The 24793-nt window shown below is 65.3% G+C and carries 17 protein-coding genes and 1 pseudogene; 6 read left to right on the forward strand and 12 right to left on the reverse strand.

The window, feature by feature from the left end; genetic code table 11:
* Window positions 1–22: 22 nt before the first annotated feature.
* The 3 genes from GY769_06475 to GY769_06485 are packed head-to-tail and all read right to left on the reverse strand — an operon-like array spanning window position 23 to window position 5297.
* On the reverse strand, window positions 23–1327 hold the full coding sequence (locus GY769_06475) for a PQQ-binding-like beta-propeller repeat protein (protein MCP4201566.1): 1305 nt from the start codon (window positions 1325–1327) through the stop codon (window positions 23–25).
* A 48-nt stretch (window positions 1328–1375) separates the two neighbouring features.
* Window positions 1376–3715 carry a xanthine dehydrogenase family protein molybdopterin-binding subunit gene (locus tag GY769_06480; protein MCP4201567.1) on the reverse strand — a complete coding sequence of 780 codons (2340 nt, stop codon included), beginning with the start codon at window positions 3713–3715 and terminating at the stop codon, window positions 1376–1378.
* Between the two features lie 4 nt (window positions 3716–3719).
* The gene (locus GY769_06485) at window positions 3720–5297 is read right to left on the reverse strand and encodes a hypothetical protein (protein ID MCP4201568.1); all 1578 of its coding nucleotides are present in this window, start codon (window positions 5295–5297) and stop codon (window positions 3720–3722) included.
* 206 nt (window positions 5298–5503) lie between these two features.
* Between GY769_06485 and GY769_06490 the strand changes: the two genes are divergently transcribed.
* Entirely contained in the window at window positions 5504–5863 is a 360-nt protein-coding gene (locus GY769_06490; GenBank protein MCP4201569.1) for a metallopeptidase family protein, read from the forward strand.
* Between the two features lie 274 nt (window positions 5864–6137).
* Here GY769_06490 and GY769_06495 read toward each other — a convergent pair whose 3' ends face one another.
* From GY769_06495 to GY769_06525, 7 genes and pseudogenes are all read right to left on the reverse strand, one after another.
* Complete coding sequence (locus GY769_06495; GenBank protein ID MCP4201570.1) at window positions 6138–6929, reverse strand: cyclase family protein; 792 nt, start codon at window positions 6927–6929, stop codon at window positions 6138–6140.
* A gap of 72 nt (window positions 6930–7001) precedes the next feature.
* Window positions 7002–7847, reverse strand: a pseudogene (locus GY769_06500) (cyclase family protein).
* Window positions 7848–7865: 18 nt separating this feature from the next.
* The gene (locus GY769_06505) at window positions 7866–9071 is read right to left on the reverse strand and encodes a DUF1116 domain-containing protein (GenBank protein MCP4201571.1); all 1206 of its coding nucleotides are present in this window, start codon (window positions 9069–9071) and stop codon (window positions 7866–7868) included.
* 72 nt (window positions 9072–9143) lie between these two features.
* Window positions 9144–10832 (reverse strand): acyl-CoA synthetase FdrA, encoded by a 1689-nt coding sequence (fdrA, locus tag GY769_06510; GenBank protein MCP4201572.1) that lies wholly within the window; start codon window positions 10830–10832, stop codon window positions 9144–9146.
* A gap of 4 nt (window positions 10833–10836) precedes the next feature.
* On the reverse strand, window positions 10837–12135 hold the full coding sequence (locus tag GY769_06515) for an amidase (GenBank protein ID MCP4201573.1): 1299 nt from the start codon (window positions 12133–12135) through the stop codon (window positions 10837–10839).
* Window positions 12132–12617, reverse strand: coding sequence for a (2Fe-2S)-binding protein (locus GY769_06520; GenBank protein ID MCP4201574.1), 486 nt, complete (start codon window positions 12615–12617; stop codon window positions 12132–12134). The genes GY769_06515 and GY769_06520 overlap by 4 nt, the downstream gene beginning before the upstream one ends.
* A gap of 4 nt (window positions 12618–12621) precedes the next feature.
* The gene (locus GY769_06525) at window positions 12622–13500 is read right to left on the reverse strand and encodes a xanthine dehydrogenase family protein subunit M (protein MCP4201575.1); all 879 of its coding nucleotides are present in this window, start codon (window positions 13498–13500) and stop codon (window positions 12622–12624) included.
* Window positions 13501–13590: 90 nt separating this feature from the next.
* On the opposite strand from GY769_06525, the gene arfB reads away from it, so the two are divergent.
* A complete protein-coding gene (arfB, locus tag GY769_06530; protein ID MCP4201576.1) occupies window positions 13591–14010 on the forward strand; it encodes an aminoacyl-tRNA hydrolase in 420 nt (139 codons plus the stop codon).
* Window positions 14007–14432, forward strand: a complete 426-nt coding sequence (locus GY769_06535) for a DUF393 domain-containing protein (protein ID MCP4201577.1) — start codon at window positions 14007–14009, stop codon at window positions 14430–14432. Before arfB ends, GY769_06535 begins: the two co-directional genes overlap by 4 nt.
* A gap of 12 nt (window positions 14433–14444) precedes the next feature.
* Here the strand turns inward: GY769_06535 and GY769_06540 are convergent, their stop codons facing one another.
* On the reverse strand, window positions 14445–16238 hold the full coding sequence (locus tag GY769_06540) for a hypothetical protein (protein ID MCP4201578.1): 1794 nt from the start codon (window positions 16236–16238) through the stop codon (window positions 14445–14447).
* A gap of 205 nt (window positions 16239–16443) precedes the next feature.
* Here GY769_06540 and GY769_06545 point away from each other — a divergent pair, with 205 nt between their 5' ends.
* Window positions 16444–19650 (forward strand): methyltransferase domain-containing protein, encoded by a 3207-nt coding sequence (locus tag GY769_06545; GenBank protein ID MCP4201579.1) that lies wholly within the window; start codon window positions 16444–16446, stop codon window positions 19648–19650.
* A gap of 5 nt (window positions 19651–19655) precedes the next feature.
* Here the strand turns inward: GY769_06545 and GY769_06550 are convergent, their stop codons facing one another.
* Window positions 19656–20168, reverse strand: a complete 513-nt coding sequence (locus GY769_06550) for a MogA/MoaB family molybdenum cofactor biosynthesis protein (GenBank protein MCP4201580.1) — start codon at window positions 20166–20168, stop codon at window positions 19656–19658.
* Window positions 20169–20241: 73 nt separating this feature from the next.
* Here GY769_06550 and GY769_06555 point away from each other — a divergent pair, with 73 nt between their 5' ends.
* Window positions 20242–21726, forward strand: a complete 1485-nt coding sequence (locus GY769_06555) for a M28 family peptidase (GenBank protein MCP4201581.1) — start codon at window positions 20242–20244, stop codon at window positions 21724–21726.
* A gap of 164 nt (window positions 21727–21890) precedes the next feature.
* Complete coding sequence (locus GY769_06560) at window positions 21891–24659, forward strand: hypothetical protein (GenBank protein MCP4201582.1); 2769 nt, start codon at window positions 21891–21893, stop codon at window positions 24657–24659.
* The last annotated feature ends 134 nt before the right edge of the window (window positions 24660–24793 follow it).

Here is a 24793-nt window from a genome sequence, read left to right on the forward strand (position 1 = left end):
CTAAGGCTCTCCCAGACTGTCGTCAGGCCGCTTCCGATTGGGATGGTCCGTCGGTTCCGTTAACGCAGTGCAGCTCGCTCGCACTTCTGATCAGGAGGCATTCTCCGGCGACCGCCGGCGAAGCCACGTAGCGTGCCTCAGGCAGGTAGTTGACCGCAATGGTCTGTCCATCATCGAGAGAGATCACCGATACCGCGCCGGTTTCGCCGGTGGCGTAGAGCTTGCCGGCACCCGCCAGGAGGGAGGCGCGATAGCCCGATCGTTCGAGGCGTTTCTGCCAGAGCATCTTGCCGGTCCGTGCGTCGAGACACCGCAGAATCCCCTTCTCGGTCAGAAGATAGAGCCGCCCGTTCAGCAGGATCGGAGACGAGGTGTCGGGCACCCACTTCGAGATCTCCCAGAGCAGTTTCCAGCTGGTCTTGCCCCCCTCTTCGACCACCTCCCAGCAACGCGCCTGGCGATGGGCGTGGGCGCCGCTGGCAACGCAAATCAGGTCGTCTTCCACGACCGGACTCGCCACCGGCTGGGCGATCACCTGGTCTTCGCGCCGAAGCGCTTCACCCGTCTTCGGATCGAACGACACCACGTATCCCGCCAGAACGACAAAAAGCTCCGCAGCCTCCGATTCACTCCCGCCGCCGATCGCCAGCGGCGTAACGTACGAGCAGCAGCTGTCGTCCCACTGGTTCTTCCAGACCAGCTCACCGGTGGCCTTGTCGTAAGCCGTGATCCAACCGACGAGCTCTTCGGCTACGCGCTCACGGTCTCGAAGGACGATCACCAGGTCACCGGCCAGGATCAGCGACGACCCGGCCGCGTACCGCGCTTCCTTCAGGTAGGCCGGATCTATTTCGTTGACCCAGACCGGTTTGCCTCCGGCATCCAGCGCCGCGAGATGGGATCCGAAGTAAGCGAACGTGTGGTGCCCGTCACTCACCGGAGTCGGACCCGCCGAGCTGTTCATCCGGTGCATCTTCTCCCGCTTCCTGCGCGCCACCGTCGTCTGCCAAAGGCTCTCACCGCTGTTCAAGTCGAAGCTGTGCACCTGAAGCTCGACCCGATTGCCGACGGCCTTGGCGCTGGTCAAGATGACTCGGTCACCGACCGCGATCGGTGAAGACGTGCCGGTACCATCAATCCGGGCGCTCCACTTGATGCCTTCGCCGTTGCTATCCCAATGAACCGGCAGCTCCTCGGCGCTGGAAATACCCAGCCCGCCAGGACCGCGCCACTGCGGCCACGAGGCTCCGCCATCGCTCGATCCACAACCCACAAGCACGAGCCCGGCGCCCAAGGCAAGCAGCCGCAGCATCAACAAAGGTCTCATCGCAAACCTCATGGTCAAACCTGACTCCAGGTCGAGGTCATCCGGACGCTAGTCCTGCTGGGCCCGGGTCAGCTCCCACAGTCGACAGGGCTTCAGCGGGATCTCCAGGATCTCGATTCCGCTCTCGGCCAGCGCATCCTCGACAGCCTGGGCAAACAGCGGGCCCACCGGAATGGCACCGGCCTCGCCGGCCCCCTTGATGCCCAGGGGGTTGAGCGGCGAAGGTGTGGTCTGGTGACCGCTCTCGATACGTGGCACATCGAGCGCCGTCGGCAGCAGGTAGTCCATGAACGAAGCGTTCATGATCTGACCGTCTTCACTGAATACGACTTCTTCATAGAACGCGTTGCCGATTCCCTGCGCGACGCCGCCGTGGATCTGACCGTCCAGAATGAGCGGGTTGATGACCTCGCCACAGTCGTGCACGACGACGTAGCGCTGGATCTCGACGTCCAGACTCTCCGGGTCGATCTCGATAATCATGGCGTGTACGCCCGCCGCGGTGGCGCCTCGCTCCGGTCCGAAGTAGTCGGTAGCCTCCAGACCGGGCTCGGTTCCGGGTTCTACCGCTCCCCTCATCGGATTGGCCTTGAGCGCCAACTCGCCCAGCGGCAGTTCCTTGCCCGGCACGCCCTTGACTCGCACCTTGCCGTCCACGAGCTCGAGATCGGTCTCGGCGACTTCCAGCTCCCGGCCGGCAAACGCCAGGATCTTCTTGCGCACCGCCTTGGCGGCGGCATGGATCGCGTTTCCAGCGACCACGGCACCTCGAGACGCAAAGGTACCGGCGCCCCAATGGAACAGGTCCGTGTCTCCGGTCGTGACTTCGACATCGCGAACATCGACGCCCACCTGGTCGGCGACCACCTGGGCAAACGACGTCATGTGGCCCTGGCCCTGAGTGCCGATCCCGGTGGCGACCGCCACCTTCCCGGAAGCCTGGACCTGCACTCTCGCCCCCTCGTAGGGCCCGATTCCGGTCCCTTCGACGTAGGCGACCACTCCGATGCCGACCAGCTTGCCCTGGGCCCGCAGCGCCGGCTGGGTCTCTTGTATGAACTTCTGGTAGCCGATCTTCTCCAGCGCCTGGTCCAGAATCGGCTCATAGTTGCCGCTGTCGTAGACCAGCGGAGCGAAATCTTGATAGATGATCTCGTGATTGACCGGAAAAGACTCCGGGGCGAGGAAGTTGCGCCGGCGAATCTCCGCGCGGTCGATCCCGAGCTCACGCGCCGCGATATCCAGCAACCGCTCCATGACGAAGACGCCGTGCTGGCGCCCCGCGCCACGGTACGGAGTCACGATCGGCTTGGTCGTGAACACCGCCGTGAACTCGCTGGCGTAGTTGGGAACGTCGTAGCACCCCAGCAGCGTGCACTGACTGTTGATCGGGACGGTCAGGCCGTAGGGAGCGTAGGCGCCCGTGTCGTGAAGAAACGTGTCCTTGACTCCGAGGATCTTGCCGTCTCGGGTCACGGCGATCTCGGCATCGTGGATCTGGCCGCGTTCATGGGTGGTTGCGACGAAGTTCTCTTCCCGATCCTCGATCCACTTGACCGGTCGCTGGAGCGCCACCGAGGCCCACGGAATCAGCACCTCTTCCGGGTAGAACATCATGATCTTGGGCCCAAAACCGCCGCCGATGAATGGCGCGATCACGCGCACTTGGCTCTCGGAGAGCCCGAGCATGGCCGCGATCCCGTTGCGGATCGGAATCGGAGCCTGGGTCGTGTCCCACATGGTCAACCGCTGGCCGCGGTCGTCCCAGTCGGCGACGACGCCGCGATTCTCCATCGCGGCCGCGACGCCGTGATCGTAGGTGAAGCGACGGGCCAGAACCACGTCCGCCTCGGCCCGCGCGGATTCGTAATCGCCCTTCTGTTGGAAGACCCTCGCAGCTTCGTTCGTGTCGAGATCATCGTGGACCCGCGGAGCGCCCTCTTCGAGCGCCGCCTCGAGATCCACCACCGCATCGAGCGGCTCGTACCTGACGAAGATCTCGGCCACCGCGTCCTCGGCAACGTAGCGATTCTCAGCCACGACCATCACCACGGGTTCGCCGACGTGGTGCACCTTGCCCTTGGCCAGGGGCACCTGGGTGCGCTGGTTGAATCGAATTCCCTCGATCGGCGGCGGCGGCACGAGAAGCGGCCCCGGCTGCCAGTAGTCCCCCAGATCCTCGGCCGTGTAGACCGCGATGACTCCCTCCCGCCCCAGGGCTCTCTGGGTATCGATGGCTCCGAGACGAGCGTGAGCGAACGGGCTGCGAACAAACGCCACGTGGACCATGTCCTGGAGCTCGACATCGTCCACAAAAAGCGCGCGGCCGGTCAGAAGCCGCGGGTCTTCGTTGCGAGTGATGCGTTGGCCGAAGCTACGAGTCGACATAGCGTTAGCTCGCCGGCGAGAGGTCGTCGGCCTGTGAGTAGATCGGCCGGATGTCCACGGGCACGTCGCCCAGGCGACTCACCGCTGCTACGAGCGCCTCGGACGCCACGCCGTAGGTATCGAGAAACTCCTTGGTGCCTTCGTAGTCTCCCTTCGCCTGCAGCATGAGCATGGTGTTGAGAAGATCTCGGATTCCTTCCGGGAACTTGTCCGACACCGCTCGGAAACGGCCCTCTTCATCGACCTCGAGCGCACCTTTCTCGAGCAGGAAGTTGAACTGCGCCACCACGCCGCGGCCGTGCGCCTCGTTGAGCCCGAATCGCGCAGAGCGGAAGAGTCCGGCAACGTAGGAGGGCTCGAGCGTGGCTCTGAAATCCGCCGCGATCTCGCCCTTCTCGATCAAGGCCAGCATGTTGTAGACCCCCATGACGTCGGCCTTGGCTTCCTCGAGGGTCGAGTAGACCTCCTTGAGCTCCAGGCGAACTTCGGTCTCGCGGCCGTCCTTGGTGATCTTGCCCGGGCCGAGCCCGTGACTCAGCTCGTGATGCAGGCTCTCGGCAAAGAAAGCGTCGAACGAGACGTGGTCGACCTGGTCGGCGGCAATCACTCGCTCGGCGATCGGTACCAAGATCTTCTCGAACTTGGCTCTCAGGACATTGCGCAACATGACCTTTTTCGAACCCTTTTCTTCGCGAACCTTCTCGTCGTTGGGCAAGTTGAAGGCGAGCGTCTGCACGCCGGCTTTCGAGTCGCCCCCGACGTAGACCTCGTCGACGACCCGCATCGGGCTATCGGTACCCCGTTCGTTCTTGAGCTCGTCCGGAATCGGGAGATTACTCTCGAGCCAGGGCAGCAAGCTCTTGAAGCGATCGAGCTTGGCCGACTCCTCCGGCAGGTTGACCGTGACGAAGGCTTCGAACGCCGCCTTGTAGCCGAACAGCCCATCCTCGTAGGTTTCATAGGGTCCGATCGTCACCTCGACCGGTGACTCCAGTTCCATCCAGTCGATGTCGCTCTGGTAGTAGTCGTCCGAGAAGAAGGCGTCGGCGCGCGAGTTGAGAAAGGTCCTGAGCGACTCGTTCTCGGTCATCTCGGCGGCCCGCCGCAGGTGCCCCGCGGCGGTCTCGAGATGTCCCTTGAAGAACTCCGAATAGGGCACCGCGACCAGCGCGTCACCTTCGCGGCGCACCATGGTGAAGAGCCCGGTCAGCGCCTCGCGGTCCTGGGGGTGCTCTTCGATCCAGGTCTCGAGCTCTTCCTTGGTCATGTCCTCCGGGTAGTAACCGGCGCCTTCGGGGTGTTTCGCATCTCCGATGAAGGGCTCGTCTTCGGCCAGGCGGTCCCAGGGGCCGAAGTTGATGTCGAAGAAGGCACGCAGATTCTCGTTTGCATCCGCAAGGTCGTCGCGCATCGCGGCGTTGCCGGCCCAGACCTGGGCGAGAAAGATTTCGTCCATGACCCGCCCGGCCTGAAGGATCTCCTTCAGGACTTCGATCTCGCCGTCGGGGACGCCGGAAAGATCCGCCGACAACTCGGTGGGCGCGTACTGTGCCAGGCGCTCGGCGATGTCGGCGGCGACCATGAGCCCACCGACCGTTTCGCCCGAGCCTGCCGTCGTCGGCTCCTCGGAAGGCGCACATGCCGTAACCAGCGCCATCGGGGCTATCAGGGCCAGGCCCAGCAATATCACCAGTTTCTTCATCTGCTTGCACTCCTTTGAACTCCCTACTCTTCCACACTCCTCGCATGAAATCATCGCTTTTCCAATAGAGTCCCAGCGTGCTGCGAATGAGCGTTCGAGACTTCGAGCAAGCGGTGCGCCAGGCGCTCGAGAGGATTCCCAGCGACCTCCAGGAGGCGATCGAAAACGTCGCGGTGACCGTAGAGAACGAGCCCAGCGTCGACGACCTGCTCTCCGTAGGCCTGGATCCGGACACCGACACGCTCCTCGGCCTCTACCAGGGGGTGCCGCTACTCGAGCGCGGCCCCTCGACCTACGGCCTGGACCTGCCCGACCGCATCGTCGTCTATCGCCGGCCGCTGCTCGAGCTGTGCGCCGACCGCGAAGAGCTCCTCACCGAGATCCGCGACACGGTGGTCCACGAGCTCGGCCACTACTTCGGGTTGCCGGAGGAAGAGCTGCCGTAGCCTAGCGTTGCTGCGAACTCTGAGGCAGCTCGCAGCGCCAGTAGGCCGCGCCACTGGGCACCACAGACGAGCGGAGTCCGAGAGGCGTGAGGATTCACGGCCGAGCCGGCGTTGGGCTGCGCCAGGGGGCTCGACGCAAGCGCTCGCGCGGGCGTGTCGGAGGCCACTGGCGGCTTGCGCGAAGCGGCGCGCAGCCGAGGGCCCGACGCCGGTAGTCTGAGAAGCCCGAGGCGTCCCCGGAGCAGCCAATACCGGGCGGCCGATCCTCACGCGGCTACGTTTGTTCCCGGAACGCCACGAACCGGCCCCAGCACGAGGCCAGCTCCATGCCGCGCTGGATGAAGGCGGCGATGTAGTAGCGGCCGGTCTCGGCATCGGCGATGGCGCCGCCGAGATTCTCGGCGTGGACGATGCCTTTCGGAAAGAGATTGAGGTGCATGTCCTGGTAGTACTTGTCCTGTGGGTAGACCTCGTCCCAGTCCTTGCCGTACTGGGCCTTGAGCTTGGCGTTCGCGACCGCGAACTGCCCGGGGTGGAAAATCCGCTGAATGGTATTCATCGGGTGCTCCATCGCCACGCAGTCAATGCCCAGCCACTTGATCTTGCGCTCCACGCACCAGTCCGCGAACTCGGGCGACGGACCCGGATGCTGGATCATGTAGCGAAACTCGTCCGAGTCCGGACTGTTCCAGCCGTACTTGTACCAGCCCGCCTTGATCAGCAGGATGTCGCCATCGTGAAGGTCGACCTTCTCCTCGATCATCGCCGGGGTATAGACGCTCGAGTCGCTGACGTCTTCTGAAATATCCACGATGACTCCGGGGCCGTGCCAGTGGTCGAGCGGCACCTCGCCGATGGTCCGACCCGCCGCCCAGAAGTGCTTCTCCCCGTCCATGTGGGTGGCGAGGTGGAAGCTGGCGCGGCAGTGCGCGTTGTTCCGGCCCAGACCCAGATCCTGACCTCCGACCCGCTTGGTGTACTTGATCGACAGCGGCTCGTAGTTCGCCCACTGCGGCGTCTGGACGCTGAACGGCAACGTCATGTCGAGCATCTCGACCGCGTTCATCGCGGCAAGAAACTCCGACTCGTCGCCCCCGTCGGCCCCGTCGGCCCCGTCGGCCCCGTCGCCACCATTGCTTGGAGCCAGCGCTACCACCCGGCTCCAGGCGGACTCCACCTCCATGAAGGGCAGCGGCGGAACGAAGAACCAGGCCCGCCGGTTCAAGAGCTCGTCGATCTCGCCACCGAGAGCCTCGAGCAGCAGCAGGCCCGCCTTCGGCATGGTCCGATGGGTCAAGCCGTAGTATTCATCGCTCGGAAACAGCTCGTCCCAGCTCTTGCCGGTGGCCTCGCGAGCGAGAGCCTCGGCCTTGTCGAACTCGGCTTTGTGGAGGCGACGGACGTGGGTGTTCATCGGATGCTCGGCCGAGCCGCAGTCGACGCCCACGACCTTGAGTTTCATCTCGAGCGCCCAGGGGAAGAAGTCGGGCGACGGGCCGGGGTGGCGCACGTGGTAGCCGAACTCCTTGTTCTCGATTCCACCCTGGGCCTCGGCGTTGGCCACGTCCGGCTGGTCATAGGCATAGCGGTGATAGCCGGTATGAACGATGAGGATGTCACCCTCTTTGACCGCCACCTGCTCGGTAACCATCTCGGGAGTGTAAAAGCCGTAGTCGGAGACCGCATCCGAAACATCCGCGACCACGCCTTCGCCACAGAGATCGGTCAACGGGATGTCGGCGATGGCTCGGGCGCCGGAGTGAAAAGCCCTCGGTCCCACCAGATGGGTGCCCGAGTTGTTGCTCCATTCGATGAGCTGACCGTTGGCGCCCTGGCCACCATGCCAGGAGCCCGTCAGGCGCTTGAAGAAATGGACCTGAAGCGGCATCTCGCCGGGACAGGGCGGCGTGAAGATGGACAGCGGCTGGGTCAAGTCGTACCAGCGAGCGTCGGCAAGAAGTTCGATGGCGTCGTTACGGTTCATGGTTGCGAGTCCTCCTTGTCAAGAAAGACCGTAGCGGTCGGCGTAGGCTATGAGTGCTTGCTCGAAAATCTCCATCGGCGGCCTGACCAACCCCGCCCCGACCTGCCCGACACCAGCCTCGCGGTGAGCGATGCCGGTGTTCACTCGCGGAGTGATCCCGAGCTCGACCACCCGGCGCACATCAATACCGGTCGGTGAGCCGCGAAAGTCGAGCGGCGGGATGGTGAAGTGCGAATGCTCGCCAAATGTGATCTCGTACATCTCGAGGGTGGCGTCGAGGGCGTCATGGGGCTTGCCTGAGACGAACTGCACGATCGCCGGTGCCGCGGCCATGGCGAAGGCGCCGATACCCGCGGTCTCGGTAATGGTCGAGTCGCCGATGTCTGGGTTGGCGTCGGCGGCCGTAAAGCCCGAAAAGTAGAGGCCGTCTGGAGTCGCCGCCGGCGCCGTGAACCACTCGCCCTCCAGGCCCGAGACGCGGATCCCGAAATCGGTGCCGTTCCGAGCCATGGCCGTGACAATGGTCGAGCCCTCGATCCCGTGGCCGGCGTCGGCCATCGCTTTGCACGCCGCCATCACCGGGTTCAAGACCGAAAGGGCATTGTCACCGAGGAATTCGATCACCTTGCGTCGAGTCGAGGCCTCGGCCGAGCTCTCCGCGATGTGCGGCGCCAGGAGCTTGGCGAAAAGAAGCGATCCCGCCTTGTTGCGATTGTGCCCCTCATCGCCCATGTGCAAGGCCTCGGCCAGCAGAGCCCGAATGTCGAGCCCTCCCGCCGCCTCGATGGCCGTTTTGACGACCGGCCCCATCTCGTCGTTCATCCAGCGGAGCTTGTCGAGGACCTCGGGTGCGTAGGCACCGTACCGAAGCACCTTGCCGTAGCCCTCGTTGAGGTTCGAGTAGGCCAAGTTGCCGTGGGTCTCGTTTTCGACCACGTAGACCGCCATCGACGGCGACGTGACACCGGCCATCGGGCCGACCGCGCCGTGGTGATGGCAGGGGTCGAAATCGATCGCGCCCGATGAAGCCAACTCCTCGGCCGCGGCCTGGTTGTCGGCCCAGCCCTCGAAGATCGCGGCGCCGATCACCGCCCCGCGCATCGGCCCCGACATGCGCTGCCACTCGATCGGGGGTCCGGCGTGAAGTAGCCTGCGCTCCTGGAGCGCTGGAATCACGTCGGAGGCCCGGGCTATTGTCTTGAGAATCGGCCTGGCGCCGATCATCCGCTCGACCGTCTGCTGATTGGCTTGCTCGACGTTCACTTGAGAACTGCTCCTCTCGACAAGGGAATCAACCTAGCCGATCTTGGCCAGGATCGCCTGAAGTCTCTCGTTGCCTCCCGCCGGCGGCCGCCACTCGACATGAACCACCGCCGCGTCCTGGGCGACAAGACTGTCGTGAAAGTGCTCGAGCCCGACGTTGATGCACGACACGGGGTCGAGCGGATCGAGCTCGACAGGGTGCTCCGGCCGAAGAACCGCGGGTGAGACTCGCTCCGCCACGAACCCAACCAGCTCCTCGGTGGAGCGAAAGACCGCGGCGCCGGCCAGCTCCAACTCCTCGATCTGCGCGACCAGATCCTGCGGGTCGCTTTCGGTGCCGATCACCACGACTCCCACCTCGACGCCGGAACGCTCGCTCGAATCCCGCAAAGCCTGGCGAATCACCGGCGCGAGCTCGGCCGCGGGGTTCGGATGAGCGCCGTCACCGAGCACCAGGTCGAGCAGGATGAGTCGGGTCGCCGGGTCGGAAGCCTCCTGCGCGATGCGGCGCTGTCTCAGGTCGGAATCGATCATCGGATGGGGTCGCCCGACGGTGAACTCATCGGCACCCAGGTCCAGAATGGCATGGCCCGCGCTACGCTCGATCGAAGCGGCCGCAACTCCCTCGACTCCCAGGTTCGACGTCAACGGCGCCAGCAGGAATCTCAGGGCCTGGGTGACCTCGAGAGCCAAGGTACCCCCGGAGAACAGCCCCCGTACGAAACCTTCATCGAAAGGCTCCCCGCTGCGAGCTGAAACACCCGAGAACGAAGGTGTGTTCGCCAGTAACTCGACGGCCCGGTCGGCGGCGCCCTTGAGACTGGGAGCAAACCAGAGATTCGAAAGCGTTTCGAGCGGCGGCGCGGTGCCACTCAACGAAACCACCACCGGCTTGCCCGTAGCGCGTGCCGCCGCCAAGACCTTGGCTGCGACTTCCGGAGCCGGAGGCTTCGAGATCAACACGATGACGCGGGTCTCGGGGTCCCGCGCCAGCAGGTCGAGCGCTTGCAGCGTCGTCACTGCCGCGACCTCCCGGGACAGATCCCGACCCCCCGTCCCGATGGCTTGTGAAATCCCGGCTCCGAGGTCGTCGATGCGGCTCGCCACCGCCTGCAGGCCGGTCCCGGAGGCCGCGACAATCCCGACGCCTCCCCGTCGAACCCGATTGGCGAAGCCCAATCCAACGCCTCCGATGGTCGCAGTACCGCAGTCCGGTCCCATCACCAGGAGGCCCCGCTCTCGAGCCTCGAGTTTGAGCTCGACCTCGTCTTCGCCGGTCACATTGTCGCTGTAAAGAAAGACGTGCCGACCGGCCCGAATCGCTTCGCGAGCCACCTGGGCGGCATAGCGACCGGGCACCGACACCAGCACCCAGCGCGAGTTGGGCGATCCTTCGAGCGCGGTGCGCAGACTCTTGGGCCGGAATGCGGCGACCTCGGAGTCTGCGCTTCTTGACATCAGGCGATCGACTTGTGCCAGAGCTTCGGCGGCAGCGACCTCGGACTCGGCGCGCACCACGATCAAGAGGTCGTCCGGCCCGACCCCGGACAAGGCCTCGGGCAGCAGCGCACCGGCTGCCAGCAGCTCGAGGTTGGCCTCGGTCGCCATCACCACGCCGGCATCCTCGATGCCATCGAGCTTTGCCAGCGCGCTCTGGAGCTGCATCAAGACGATGGAATCAGCGTAGGCGCCACGGCGAATCTGGTGTCCAACTTGCGGCATCGCGCTAGCTCGAGCTTCTCGCCAGCGCTCGCTCGATCTCGAGGCCCCAGCTGAAGAGCCGCTCGTCCTGTCGCGACCGAGCCGCGACCTGGAGACCGATCGGCAAACCACCGGTGCCGGTCCCGGCCGGAATCGCGAGCGTCGGTAATCCGCAGTGCGTCCAGGGAAGATTCATGATCGGATCGCCGGTGGAGCGGAGTCCGTGGGGCGCGACTCCGGGCGCCGCCGGCGAAATCCACAGATCGAGGCCCCAGGTCGTCATCAGAGACTCGAGCTCGTCGCGCAACGACTCGCACCCGACGAGCGCGGTCTGCAGCTCGGAGTCCGAGATCCTCGAGCCCTCCTCGATCAAAAGCGCCGTCTTGGGATGGTAGAGATCTTGAAACCGTGAGTACCATTGTGCGTGAACCCTCGCCGCCTCCGCGGCGACTATGGCGCCATGGCGCACCTCGATCGCCTCGAAGTCCGCCATGACCTCGACTCGGCGCACGTCGAAACCGGCACCTGTCAGGTGCTGGCACAGTTCGCGAAACCAACTGCGAGCCTCGCTTCCGGCGCGGCGCAGATAGGGACCGCCGGGAATTCCCAACACCGGGCGCCGCTCCTCGTAGAGCCTCTCCCAGCCTTCGCAAACCACCGCGGCGACGCGCTCGGCACCGGCAACGTCCGGTGCGAAGAAGCCGATGTGGTCGACCGACGGCGCCAGCGGAATGACGCCCTCGCGGGAAGCTCGATCGTAGGTGGGCTTGAAGCCCACGACGCCACAGTAGGAGGCCGGTCTCGAGATCGAACCGATCGTCTGAGTTCCCAGTGCGAGTGGACACAGGCCCGCCGCAACTGCCGCGGCGGAACCGGAAGACGAGCCGCCCGGTGTATGAGCCGGATCGTGCGGGTTCTTGGTCGAAGCGGGCGCGAAATAGGCGAACTCGGTGGTAGCGGTCTTGCCGAGAATCAGCGCGCCGGACCGGCGCAACCGAGTGACCGCTTTCGCCTCCGGCCCCGCGAGCTCCTCCGGTGGCAAGCGGCTGCCGCCGGCCGTCGGAAAGCCGTCAACGTGAAATATGTCTTTGACTCCCACGGGAAGTCCGAAGAGCGGGGGCCGGGGAGTGCCCTGAGGGAATCGCTCGAGGAGGTCCCGCGCGTCTCGCCGCAGGCGCTCGAAACGTCCTTCCTCCGGGACGAAGGCATGCAGCTTGGGCTCGCGCTCCCGGAACAGCGCTTCCAGCTCCTCGAGATAGTCGGTCAGTGCCACGGCCCCGGAGTGCAAGGAAGCGCTGGTGCTGCCAAGGTCGGTTGTCTTCATGCGCTAGCGCTTCGCATTCGCTCCGCGGCCAGCAGCACCGCATCGACAATGTGCTGATATCCGGTGCATCGGCAGAGATTGCCCGAAAGCGCCGCACGCACTTCCGCCTCGGTCGGGTTCTGGTTGTTTTCCAGAAACGGCACCATGGTCATCAGGATCCCGGCGGTGCAGAAACCGCATTGCAGAGCGTGCGCGTCGCGAAACGCGGTCTGGACAGGGTGCAGCTCGTCGACCGAGGGCGCCAGCCCCTCGACGGTGGCGAGCTTGCGCCCATCGGACTGCACGGCAAAGAGCAGACAGGACCGCACCGGCGCTCCGTCCAGAAGCACCGTGCAGGCTCCGCACACACCGTGCTCGCATCCGACGTGGGTTCCGGTGAGACCCAGCTCGTGGCGCAGAAAATCCGAAAGCAGCTGGCGGGATTCGACCTCGCGCTCGTAGGCTCGGCCGTTGACCTCGGTGGAAACGACGTGCCGGCTCATGACTTCATGCCACCTTCGCTCGATCAAGCGCCGTTGCCAGCACGCGGCGGGTCAGTGCTTCGGCCAGGTGGCGCTTAAAGGCCGCGGTCGCGTGGATATCATCGCTCGGATCGACCTCGTCGCGGCCGGCCGTCAATGCTGCCTCCGCGAAGAGCTCCTCGGACGGCTGCTCGCCCTCGAGAATGGCACAGGCCCGGACGGCGGACATCGGAACCTCGCCGGCGCTCAGATAGACCAGCCGCGCGGCCGAGATCTTGCCGTCATCGCCCAGGGTCAGTCGCGCGGCGACCCCGGCGTGGGCGTAGTCGCCATGCCGGCGCGCGATCTCGCGGAACTCCCAACCGGTCCGGCGCGGCGTAGCCCGCACCCTGAGCTCGCAGAGCAGCTCGTCCTCGGCAAGTGCCGTGGTCATCAGGCCCTGACAGAAATCGGCGGCCGGCACGGTGCGCTCGCCGCGATGGCTTCTCAAGACGAGCTCCGCTTCGAGAGCCACTGCCGCCACCGGCAACTCCCCCGAGGGATCGGCGTGCGCGAGGCTTCCGCCCACGGTGCCACGGTTTCGGATCTGGGGGTGTGCGATGAGCGGCATGGTCACCGCCAGCAGCGGGACCTGCCCGTGAACCCGGGTGTCTAGCTCGAGCCGGCGCTGTCGAGCCATCGCCCCGATGCGAACCGATCCATCATCTTCCACCTCGATGTAGTCGAGCTCATCGACACCGTTGAGATCCACCAGGAAGGTAGGTTGCGCCAACCGGAAGTTGAGGACCGGAACCAAACTCTGACCACCGGCGAGCACCTTGGCCTCGCCTCCCTTTTCGGCCAGAAGCCCGAGCGTCTCATCCAGTGAGCCGGGGGCGAGGTAGTCAAAGGGCGGAGGCTTCATGCCGCAACCCGAGTTCTGAAAAACGATACCGAGACTTGTTTGCTCAAGTGGCTACACTAGCAAAATGTTAGCGTTCACAGGAGGCCTTTGATGCTCCCCGTACGCGACGATCTGGTCATTCCCGAGCGCGAGCTGACCTATCGCTCGTCCCGGAGCTCGGGTCCCGGAGGACAGAACGTCAACAAGGTAGAGACCCGAGTGACACTTCTGTTCGACGTCTCGGCATCGACCGTCCTCCACGAGTCCCAGAAGGCGCGTCTCCGGCGCCGCCTGACGACGCGAATCAGCAAAGCCGGCGTACTGAGAGTCGTGTCACAAAAGCACCGTACTCAGGGAGCCAACCGGGAAGCGGCCAGAGCCAGACTCTCCGAGCTCCTGGCAGAAGCGCTCGAACCCGAACGCCGGCGCCGGCGCACGAGGACGCCCGAGAGGGCCAGGCGCAAGCGGCTGGAGGAGAAGAAACGGCGGGGTGACCTCAAGCGCGGTCGAGGGCAGGTGCGCGAGCCTTGAGCGGCCAAGATCGGGAGACCCACGTCGTCTTCTACGATGGGGTCTGCGGTCTGTGCGACCGCACGGTCCAGCTGCTTCTGAGAATCGACCGCACTCGTGCTCTGTCGTTCGCGCCTCTCCAGGGTAAGGCGGCGGCGGAGCTGAAGCGCAGACACCGAATCACCCGGGACTTGAAAACCCTGTTGTTCGTCGAGAGCTACGGCACCGACCGGGAGCTCGTCTCCTCTCACTCGACAGGAGTGCTTCGAATACTCGCCCGGCTCGGGGGCGTCTGGGGCGCCGTCTCGTGGTTGAGAATCGTACCGCGACCGCTACGAGACCTCGTCTACCGAACCGTCGCCCGCCATCGCTATCACTGGTTCGGCCGATTCGACCACTGCAAGCTGCCCGACGCCGACCTCTCGGATCGTTTTCTGGACTGAACCTAGCGACGATTACCGTCGAGGCCCGACGCGAAGAGGTTCGGAACCGGCCGGCAGTGCGCCGATATCGGACTCTCCCGAATCGACCGACCTGAGTGGGTCGGGCCACTCCGCGGGAAGTCTCACGCCCGCGTCGACGGCCGCGCTGCCCGCCCCCAGGCGGTAGTCGTTGCCGGCCGCGGCCGCATCGAAACGAACGAAAGCCGGGTCGCCATAGACGCTGTCACTTTCCCAGCCCGGTGGATAGATGGCGCGGCTGTCCTCGAAAGCCTCCGAGGCGCGGTACCGAGCAAAAAAATCCGTCTCGCTGTCTTCGTCCCGAGTCGCGCTCCAGAACAGATTGCCGTCCGAGCGGAAGTCGACCCCGGCAGCCGGCACGTCCAGACTCGGCGTATCCTCGATATGCACGACGATGTTGTTGAACACGTCGCGAGTGGTCTCATGGAGATGGCTCCCAAGCCCCAGCAGGTAGGTCCACATCCAGCGCTCGGCCCGGCGGGCGACGAAGGTGTTCTGATAGATCTTCATCGGCTCCCAGATCGGGCTACCATGGTCCCTGACCAGATTGCCGTACGCGGCACGCGACCCTGAACCGCCCCGAGGTTCTTCGTAATACACCCTGGTCAGGTGCTCGATCACGTTGCGGTAGACGTACACGCCCTCGCCTGGCACGTTTCGCCGACCGCGGCCCCAGCCAAACACGATCGACGATAGGCAGCGCGAGATCCGGTTGCGGAAAACTCGAATCGGTCCATTGCCGCCGCTCCTCGAGGTCAAGAAGATCCCGTCGTCGTTGAAGTTCTCCACCAGATTGTGATGGAAGTCCGCGTTCCGGGCCTCGCCCAGAAAGACTCCGTCGTGGCCATCGGTGAACTCGTTCCAGGCGACTTCGAGATCGAGGTTCTTGGTGAGGACCCCAGCGGTTCGCAGCAGCACCCCCGCCGTGCCCTTGTACTTCAAACTGATCCGTGAGGACCACGGCGCCGACGGTCCGCGAAAGCGGGAGTTGATGACCCGCACCGCCCTCGTGTTCTCGAGCACCAGGGCGTGGTAGCCCGAATAGGCGGTGACCCCATCGAGCCGAATGCTCTCCGAGCCGATGATCTCAACGGCCGAGCGACCCGCGCCTCGAATCACGAGATCCTCAATCACGAGGTGGCTGGAGCCGAGGATGCGCATCGGCAGACGACTGCTTCCGGTCACCACCATCGGCACCTCTCTGGGATCGGTGGCGCCTCGATACCGGCTCTCGAGGGGATAGTAGTCGGCTCGGTCGTGAGCCAGCCGCACATGGATTCTCCGCGTTCTCGGGTTGTACCAAAGCCCCGGGCCGCAGTAGAGCGGCGCGGTCCTGCTCGTGAAAACTGTTTCGTCCGAGCGCAGATCCGACAGCCAGGTGTAGCTGTGCAGAGGCACCATCGAATCTCCGAACAAGCCCTGTGCGCCGCTCAAGCCCGGGTACACTCGAGTCGATCGGTACTCGCCCTCCGCGCCGTCGCCAACCGGTTTCCACGCGCTCCGAGGGGTTTCGAAGAACTCCCGGAAGCCGCCGTCAATGATCACCAGCTCGTTCGGGTGCGGACGGATGGTGATGGGCCGGCCGGCCACGGCTGCGAGCCGGATCTCGATCGGCCCGTAGTAGACACCCTGCCTCAGAACCAGCGTATCGCCGGGCGCTAACTGGCGAATGGCATGGGCGACGGTGCGCCAGGGTTCGGCCTCGGTCCCGGCCGCTCGGTCGCTGCCAGCGGGCGCGACGTATTTGTGCGGACCGTCTCCGAGCGGTCGGCTCGATGCCTGAGGCAAGGACCGCATCGGCGCGTGCGAGAGAAAGACCGGCGCGGAGGGCGGCATCGCCCCGGCATGTCCCCGGGGGGCAGAGATCCAGAGGAGGGCACACAAGCTCACCGCAACCAGTCCTCTGCCGCGCTCCGACGTCACCGGCACCAGCTTAGCCGAGCCGCAGCAGCAGCTGGACCAGATCCTGCTAGGGTCGGCGCTAGCTACCGAGATGAGTTTCCTTCTACGCGTCGGCCTTTTCCTTTTCGGTTCCGGTTTCTGCGCTCTCGTGTACCAGATCGCCTGGTTGCGTTTGTTGCGCCTGATCTTCGGCGGCTCGACACCGGCATCGGCCACCGTCATCGCGATCTTCATGGCCGGACTGGGACTCGGCGGCCTCGTGCTGGGAAGACGCAGCGAGCGATCGAGCAACCCTCTCGGTTACTACGCCAATCTCGAGATCGGAATCTCGGTGGCCGCCGCCCTGAGCCCGCTCCTGATATCTCTGGTGCGGACGATGTACATCGGCCTGGGCGGAACCGCCGTACTCGGATCGTTCTTCGGAACCCTGGCGCGACTGGTCTTTGCCGCGGTGGTCCTGGGTGTCCCGACGTTTCTCATGGGCGGAACGCTGCCGGCAATGGTGCGCGCCGCGACTCGAAAACAGGATCTCGGAAGACACACAGTCGGACTCCTCTACGCGGTCAATACGGTCGGTGCCGTTGCCGGCGCCTTGGTCACCACTTTCTTCCTGGTCGAGCTCCTCGGTATCCGTCAGACAATCTGGCTGGCCGCGGCCCTCAACCTCCTGATCGCGCTCATGGCCCGGTCGCTGTCGCGCGAGCGTGGAGCCCGCGAGCCCATCGCCGGCGCCGAGGCTGGCGAGACCACCCGCGCTTCGGAAGAGATCAGCTCGACGCTGTATCGGCTGGTTCTGATCGCGGCCGCCGGCGTAGGTTTCGTCTTCTTCCTTCTGGAGCTCGTCTGGTATCGAATGATGGCGCCGATCTTGGGCGGCTCGACCTACACCTTCGGGGTAGTACTCGGGGTAGCTCTCGCGGGTATCGGCATCGGCGGATTCCTCTACGGACTCGCGGCCCAGGGTCGACGTCCCTCACCGCTCGAGTTTGCCGCCACCTGTGGCCTCGAAGCGCTGGCCATGGCCATCCCTCTGGCCGCCGGCGACCGCATCGCCTTCGTGGCTCTCAGGCTTCGGGACTTGTCCACGGCGGGCTTTGGCGCGCTGGCTAGCGGCTGGGCCGCGGTCACCTGCCTCGTCGTGCTGCCGGCGGCGATCGTCGCCGGGTACCAGTTCCCGCTTCTGATCGCGCTTCTGGGAAGCGGGCGCGAGCGCGTCGCGTCCCAGGTCGGCCGCACCTACGCTTGGAACACTTTCGGCGCGATCGTCGGATCCATCGCCGGTGGCTTTTGGCTGATTCCGGCCCTCTCGGCTCCTACGGTCTGGCGCTTGTCGATCTGGGCTCTCTGCGTCCTGGCCGCGGTTTTCCTGCTGCACGAGCTCAAGTCGGCGCCGCGGCGAGTTGTCCTCTTGGCGGTCCTCGCAGCAACCGCCGTCGCTCTTACGTTCGCCGAAGGCCCCACGGGCTTCTGGCGGCATGCCGGAATCGGCGCGGGTCGAATGAAGACGATCATGAAGAGCCCGAACGCCCTTCTCGACATTCGTCGAGGTATCAACCGCACTCTCGCCTGGGAAGTCGATGGCCGGGAGAGCAGCGTTGCCCTCTCCAATGGCGCCGGCTATGCCTTCATGGTCAACGGTAAGGCCGACGGCAGCGCGCGCGGCGACGCGCCGACCCAGGTCATGAGCGGACTGATCGGCACCGCGCTTCATCCCAATCCGCGCACGGGCCTGGTAATCGGACTGGGCACGGGCTCGAGCGCCGGCTGGATGGCGCAGGTTCCGACCATGGAGCGGGTCGTGGCCGTCGAGCTCGAGCCGGCGATTCTGCGGGTCGCCGAGGCCTGCGCGCCGGTCAACGAAAACGTCCTGGACAACCCCAAGGTCGAAGTCGTCATCGCCGACGCCCGTGAGTATCTGCTCTCGGCGAAAGACACCTATGACGTCATCTTCTCGGAGCCCTCCAACCCGTACCGGGCCGGAATCTCGAGCCTCTTCACTCGTGAGTTCTACCGGGCGGTGACTGAGCGGTTGAGTGAAGACGGCATCTTCGCTCAGTGGCTACAGGCCTACGAAATCGACGCCCAGGTGGTTCGCACGGCGTATGCAACGCTGGCCTCGGTGTTTCCCTACGTCGAAACCTGGCAGGTGCATCGGAGCGATCTCGTATTGATCGGCTCGCATCGGCCGATCGACCACAGCGCCTCCTACATTCAAGCCGCGATCACGGGCGAGCCTTACGATCGAGCACTGGAAAGAGTCTGGGGGGTCACCGGTTTGGAAGGCTTCTACGCCGGGCATGTCGCCAACAATGACTTCACCCGGGCCGTGGCCGAGCTCGGTCTAGCCGACTTGAACACCGACGATCATCCAACCATCGAGTTCGGCTTTGCCCGCTCCGTGGGTCGCACCAGCGGCTTCAAGGTCGCCATGCTGCGGCGCTTGGCAACGGCTCGCGGCCAGCATCGCCCGCTCCGCCCGCCGCCTATCGATTGGGATCGGGTCGATGAGAGCCACCAGAGCAGCATGGTCATGTTCAAAGGCGTTCCCGAGACCGACGGCTCAGAAGACGACGGGCAACTCGCGCGAGCCGAGGCCCGAAACCGGTACGCTTCCGGAGACCTGCAGCCGACCTTCGCCGCCTGGGGTCGACAGACCCAGGCTCCCCTGCAGCCACTCGATCGACTCGCGATCGCCGAAAGCGCGGCCGAAGTCGGCGACGAAACCCTGCCCGACCTGCTCGAGCCGCTTCGAGCCTCGCACCCCATCGAGGCCGGCATGATAGAAGCGCGCTGGCTCCTTCGGCGCAGCGAGCTCGAGAAAGCCGCAGACCGGCTGGCGGCCGCGCTGGTCGCCTATCGCGGCGATCCCTGGCCCCTTCAGAACCTCACCGACAGAGGGCTGCGACTCGCGCATGAGCTCGTAATGGCCTCCCCCGAGAGCGCACCCGGGATCCTCGAGGCACTGAGCCGGCCATTCACGCTTCACCTCCACGACCAGACCCGTTTGGCGTTACTCGCCGATCTCGCCTATCGCTTCGGCCAGTCCGGGCAGTGCGCGGTCGCCCTGCTCGAATTCGAGCCCCACACGCCTTGGAACGAGCGCTTCCTCAAGATGAGACGCAGCTGCTATGAGAGAGCCGGCCACCCGCTCGCTGCCCGCGCGGCCCTCGACCTGGAGGAGTTCTACCTCGCCGGAGAGATCCCGTTCTGGCACAAGCTGCTGCCGGAGGACCCGGTGGAGGAAGCACCGCTGGAGCCGACGGGCGTCCCGGAACAGAGCCTGAGCCCCGGAACCTAGGCGGGTCAGCGCTGCCGCTCCCAGACCAAGTGCTCGAGCTCGGGCAGGATCAAGCGCTCGAGCGCCAACTCGACCGCAGCCACCGACCCCGGCAGGGCGAACACGACGATCCCGCGCGCCAGGCCTGCGACCGACCGGCTGAGCATCGCCGCCGGTCCCACTTCCTGAAAGCTCAGCATGCGAAAGAGCTCACCGAAGCCATCGAGTCGCTTCTCCAAGAACCGCTCCACCACCTCCACGGTCGTGTCGCGTCTTGAGATCCCGGTGCCTCCGGTAGTGAAGATCACCTGCAGATCCCCCCGGCCCAGCCATTGGGTCAGCACCTTGCCGATCTCCATGGCTTCATCGCGGACCCACTGGCGATCGATAATCTCGTGGCCGGCATCTATGAGACCCGCGACAAGGGTGTCACCCCCGCGGTCGTTCTCCGCGGTTCGACTATCGCTTACGGTTAAGAGCGCGCAGCGGGCTATCTGACCGGCGGCGGCGGTGCGGTGAAAGTCGGTGGATTCGCTCATTCGTGATCCGGTTCGATCGTATCAACCGGACCCGACTCGTCTGCTACGATCCGGCGCCATGATCGGGAACGGAATGCGAAGGCAACCGCGGCCAACCAGGGCTCAGCCCATCGGCCCGGCGATCGACCTAGTAACCGGGCTGGTCACCGGCCTGGCAGCCGGCTTGGTAGCCGGACTGCTCGCGATCATCCCCCTCGCCCAACCGGTCTCGGCCGGAATCGCGCTCGAGCCAACCGCCGCCAAGCTACGCGACCGAGCGCTCGATTCTCCGATCGCCTGGGAGCTACTGGAGTCATTGACCGTAGAGGTCGGCCAGCGGTTTGCCGGCACCCCGGGAGACCGCGCCGCGGTCGCCTGGGCCGAGGCCAAGATGCGCGAGATCGGTCTTCAGAACGTGCGCGTCGAACCCGTACCCGTGCCGCGCTGGGTGCGCGGACAGGCACACGGTCGCATCCTCGCGCCCTATCCCCAGGACCTAATGCTGATCGCGCTGGGCGGCAGCGTCGGTACCCCCAAAGCGGGGATCGAAGCCGAGATCGTCGAGGTCGCCGGCCTCGAGGCTTTGGAGGAGCTGTCCGACGAGGCCGTGGCCGGCAAAATCGTCTTCTTCAACAAACGGATGGAGCGCCGCCGGGACGGCAGTAGCTATGGCGAGACCGTCGGCGTGCGCGGCCGCGGACCCTCGGCGGCCGCCAGGAAGGGGGCTGTCGCCACCCTGATTCGTTCGGTGGGAACCGGAACCCATCGCTTTCCGCACACCGGTGCGTTGCGCTATGCCGACGATGCGCCACGCATTCCCGCCGCCGCCCTCGCGATCTCCGACGCCGACATTTTAGAGGCTCAGATCGGCCGCGGGCATACGGTACGGTTTCATCTCAGCCTCGGCAGTCATTATCTCGAGGACTCCGAGTCGGCCAACGTCATCGGCGAGGTCGTGGGTCGCGAATGGCCGGACGAGATCGTCCTGGTCGGCGGACATCTGGATTCCTGGGACGTCGGTACCGGCGCCATTGACGACGGTGCCGGGTGTGCGGTCTCCCTCGGCGCCGCGAAGCTGATCTCAGAGCTGAGCGAGGCACCCAGACGAACCGTTCGAGTGGTCCTCTTCGCCAACGAAGAGTTCGGCCTTTCCGGAGCGCGCGCTTACGCCCAAGCCCACGAGGCGGAACTCGCCAAGCATCAGCTGGCCATCGAGTCGGATTTCGGCGCCGGGCGAGTGTGGCGTTTCGCGGCCGCGCTCCACCCCCGATCGATGAGCGCCGCCGAGAAGCTCGCCAAGCTGCTCGAGCCCCTGGGAATCGCTTTCGACGGCAATCGCGCGCACGGAGGAGTCGACCTGCTGTTCCTCCATCCCGCCCGGGTGCCGGTCGCCGATCTCACCCAGGACGGTACCCACTACTTCGACTACCACCACACCGAGGACGACACCCTGAACAAGGTGGACCCGGAAGCGCTGGCCCAGAACCTCGCGGCCTACACGACCCTGGTTTACTACGCCGCGGAGACCGAAACGAGCTTCCCACCGGCTCCAAAGCGCCCCGAACGACCCCGGCGATGACTCGTCGGAACAACCGTCGACAGGCTCCCGCCCTGCTCGCGACGGCAGCTATCCTGGTGGCGGGCTTCGGGATCCTTCTCGGCTGCGCGGCCTCCGCTCCGCCGTCATCGCCGCAAGATCCAGCCTCGTCACCCCCGGTTGAATCAGCCATCGGCGCGAACGGAATGCCACACTCCATCAGCGCCTTCGAGCTCTTGGGCGAAGCGGTCCTGCCGACAAGCACCGGGTTTGATCAGGCGCCCGTGGGTGGCCTCTCGGGCATTGCCTACGACGCCCAGCGTGATCTCTACTACGCGATCTCCGACGACCCGGCATCGCGGGGACCGGCGCGCTTCTACACGCTCGATATCGAGCTGAGCTCCGGCTCTCCGCGCGTCGAAGTTGTCGGTGTCACCGAACTGACCGATCGGGGCGGCTCACCCTTCGCGGAGATGACGCTAGACCTCGAGGGGATCGCTCTGAGTCCCGAGCGCACTCTCTATGTCTCGTCCGAAGGCCAGGTCAAGCGGGGCGTCGAACCCTTCATTCGAGAGTACCGGCTCGATGGAACCTATCTCCGCGACCTTGCGGTGCCGAAGAGGTTCCTGCCGCGAGCCGGTGACAGCCTGGGGATTCGGCACAACCTCGGCTTCGAGAGCGTAGCGCTCGATCCACGGCGAGACTGGCTCTACACGGCGGCCGAGAACGCACTCCGCCAGGACGGCCCCGTAGCCGATCTCGGCGTCGGCAGCCCAGCCCGCATTCTGCGACTGGACCGCGAAAGCGGGCACCGGCTCGCCGAATACGTGTACCAGGTCGAGCCGGTGCGCGACGCGCCTCTCAGCTCCGAGGACTTTCGCACTCGTGGCCTGGTCGAGCTGATCGCTCTGGGCGACTCACGCCTGCTGACGCTCGAGCGCGCCTATACCCAGGGAGTCGGCAACGTAATCGAGCTCTTCGCGGTCTCGGTGGACGACGCAACCGACGTTCGAGATTGGAACGGCCTCGCGGGCAAGAGCTTCCGACCGGTGAGCAAGACGCTGCTCCTGCGGCTCGAGACCTTCGGGCTCGAACTCGACAACATCGAAGGCATGACCTTCGGACCCCGCCTGGCCGATGGTCGCCGAAGTCTGGTGCTGGTGGCGGACAACAACTTCAGTTTGCGCCAGCGCAATCAGATCATCGCTTTCGCGATCGAAGAGGAGGAGCTGAGCCCAAGCAGTATCCAGGGAGCGGGGCACATTTCTCCACTCGACGGTGCCTGGGTTCGCCGAGTACAGGGTACGGTGACCTCTCCGGCGGCCCGAGGTCGAGGCTACTGGATTCAAGGCGCTGGCGATCACGACGAAGCCACGAGTGACGCCCTTTTGGTGGTTCCCTCCGGCGAAGCGTCCGCCAGACCCGGCGAGGTCGTCCGCGTGGACGGGCTGGTCAAGGAGACCGGATTCCCCAACGGCCTCTCGGTCACGAGACTCGAGGAAGCGCTCTTCGAGGTCGTTGGGCAGGGCGCACCGCTGCCGGCGCCCGTAGCAATCGGCGCCGGAGGGCGCGAACTGCCAGCGAGCCACATCGACGACGACGGTCTTCGAGTCTTCGAGCCCGCTGACGACGCGATCGACTTTTTCGAGAGCCTGGAAGGGATGCGAATCGAGGTCTCAGCGGCGGCGGTTGTGGGACCGACGACGCGCTTCGGCGAGTTCGCGGTGGTCGCCGGCGACCACGCCGAAGACGAGAGCATTCGCTCCCTCGCCGGCGGCCTGGTGGCCTCGGCGACACAGGTCAACCCACAACGTCTCCTGGTCGTGCCCCGGCCGGGGAACGATGCTCCCCAGGTGGCGGTCGGTGATCACTTCGAAGACAAGATCATCGGCGTTCTGGACTACGCCTTCGGCGCCTTTCGGGTGCTGGCCGAGGCTCTGCCCGAGACGGCCTCGCGCGCGACTGCGGCGGCTCACGCCACGCTCGCGGCATCGGACAATGCGATCATCGTCGCCACCTACAACGTCGAAAACCTGAGTGCGCGCAGCGGGCCGGACAAGTACCGCCGCGTCGCCCGCTCGATCGCGGCGGCTCTGGGCTCGCCGGACATCGTCGCCCTTCAGGAGATCCAGGACGATACCGGACCCGAGGACGACGGCACGGTTTCCGCCAGACAGACGCTCGGGCTCCTGGTTGAGGCGATCACCGCGGCCGGAGGTGCCGGCTATGAGTCCGTGTCGGTCGACCCCGAGGATCTGGCCGACGGTGGCCAACCCGGAGCCAACATTCGGGTCGCCTATCTCTACCGTCCGGACCGGGTTCGATTCGTTCCTCGCGGCAGACCGCAAGCTCAGGCCGCGGCCGAATGGCTTCTCGACGAGCGCGGACCGTTTCTCTCTCCCAACCCGGCGCGGGTGGCTCCCGGCCACCCGGCACTTGCGGCCGACTCGGAACGAAACGTGGCCGGAGTACGCAAGCCGCTGGCAGCGGAGTTCGAGTTCAACGGTCGCCGTCTCTTTCTGATCAACGTGCACTTGCGCTCCAAACGCGGAGACTCGCCGCTGTTCGGAAGCATTCAGCCTCCGGTGCGGTCGACCGAAGAGCTTCGAAGTGGCGAAGCCCGCGTCATCCGCGACTTTCTGGATGACCTGTTGGCGCTCGACCCCGAGGCGGCAGCCATCGTTCTGGGAGACTTCAACGAGCACCCGTACCGCGAGCCGCTGGCGATTCTGGGCGGCTCGGGACTCCACAACCTGGTCGAACGCGTACCGCAGGCCGAGCGCTACACCTTCAACTATCGCGGCAGTTCCCAGATCTTGGACAACTTCGTGGTCACCGAGAGTCTTGCGGCCAACGTCGCAGCCGAGATCGTTCACTTGAACGCCGACCTTCCGCATCGAGTACGCGCCGCGGATCACGACCCGATCCTGGCGAGATTCGAGTTCGTCTCCGGCACGCCGCAAGACGATTCCTAATTCGCCTGTCGCGCAGCGTCCGGCGCTCTCGCTAGAATCGCCGGTGACAGAGCTCCAGCCCGTTTACCCCGCTTGGCGGCCAGCCGGCACAGCCGAGCGAAATATTTATCCATCCTTAGAGGAGGAAACCAGGT

It is taken from the genome of bacterium, from assembly GCA_024224155.1.
Lineage (GTDB): Bacteria > Acidobacteriota > Thermoanaerobaculia > Multivoradales > JAHEKO01 > CALZIK01.

Coding starts and splice junctions, on each gene's coding strand:
- GY769_06475 (MCP4201566.1), bottom strand. CDS start 1,327: ATGAGACCTTTGTTGATGCTGCGGCTGCTTGCCTTGGGCGCCGGGCTC.
- GY769_06480 (MCP4201567.1), bottom strand. CDS start 3,715: ATGTCGACTCGTAGCTTCGGCCAACGCATCACTCGCAACGAAGACCCG.
- GY769_06485 (MCP4201568.1), bottom strand. CDS start 5,297: ATGGTCGCCGCCGACATCGCCGAGCGCCTGGCACAGTACGCGCCCACC.
- GY769_06490 (MCP4201569.1), top strand. CDS start 5,504: ATGAGCGTTCGAGACTTCGAGCAAGCGGTGCGCCAGGCGCTCGAGAGG.
- GY769_06495 (MCP4201570.1), bottom strand. CDS start 6,929: ATGAACGCGGTCGAGATGCTCGACATGACGTTGCCGTTCAGCGTCCAG.
- GY769_06505 (MCP4201571.1), bottom strand. CDS start 9,071: ATGATCGGCGCCAGGCCGATTCTCAAGACAATAGCCCGGGCCTCCGAC.
- fdrA (MCP4201572.1), bottom strand. CDS start 10,832: ATGCCGCAAGTTGGACACCAGATTCGCCGTGGCGCCTACGCTGATTCC.
- GY769_06515 (MCP4201573.1), bottom strand. CDS start 12,135: ATGAAGACAACCGACCTTGGCAGCACCAGCGCTTCCTTGCACTCCGGG.
- GY769_06520 (MCP4201574.1), bottom strand. CDS start 12,617: ATGAGCCGGCACGTCGTTTCCACCGAGGTCAACGGCCGAGCCTACGAG.
- GY769_06525 (MCP4201575.1), bottom strand. CDS start 13,500: ATGAAGCCTCCGCCCTTTGACTACCTCGCCCCCGGCTCACTGGATGAG.
- arfB (MCP4201576.1), top strand. CDS start 13,591: ATGCTCCCCGTACGCGACGATCTGGTCATTCCCGAGCGCGAGCTGACC.
- GY769_06545 (MCP4201579.1), top strand. CDS start 16,444: ATGAGTTTCCTTCTACGCGTCGGCCTTTTCCTTTTCGGTTCCGGTTTC.
- GY769_06550 (MCP4201580.1), bottom strand. CDS start 20,168: ATGAGCGAATCCACCGACTTTCACCGCACCGCCGCCGCCGGTCAGATA.
- GY769_06555 (MCP4201581.1), top strand. CDS start 20,242: ATGCGAAGGCAACCGCGGCCAACCAGGGCTCAGCCCATCGGCCCGGCG.
- GY769_06560 (MCP4201582.1), top strand. CDS start 21,891: ATGCCACACTCCATCAGCGCCTTCGAGCTCTTGGGCGAAGCGGTCCTG.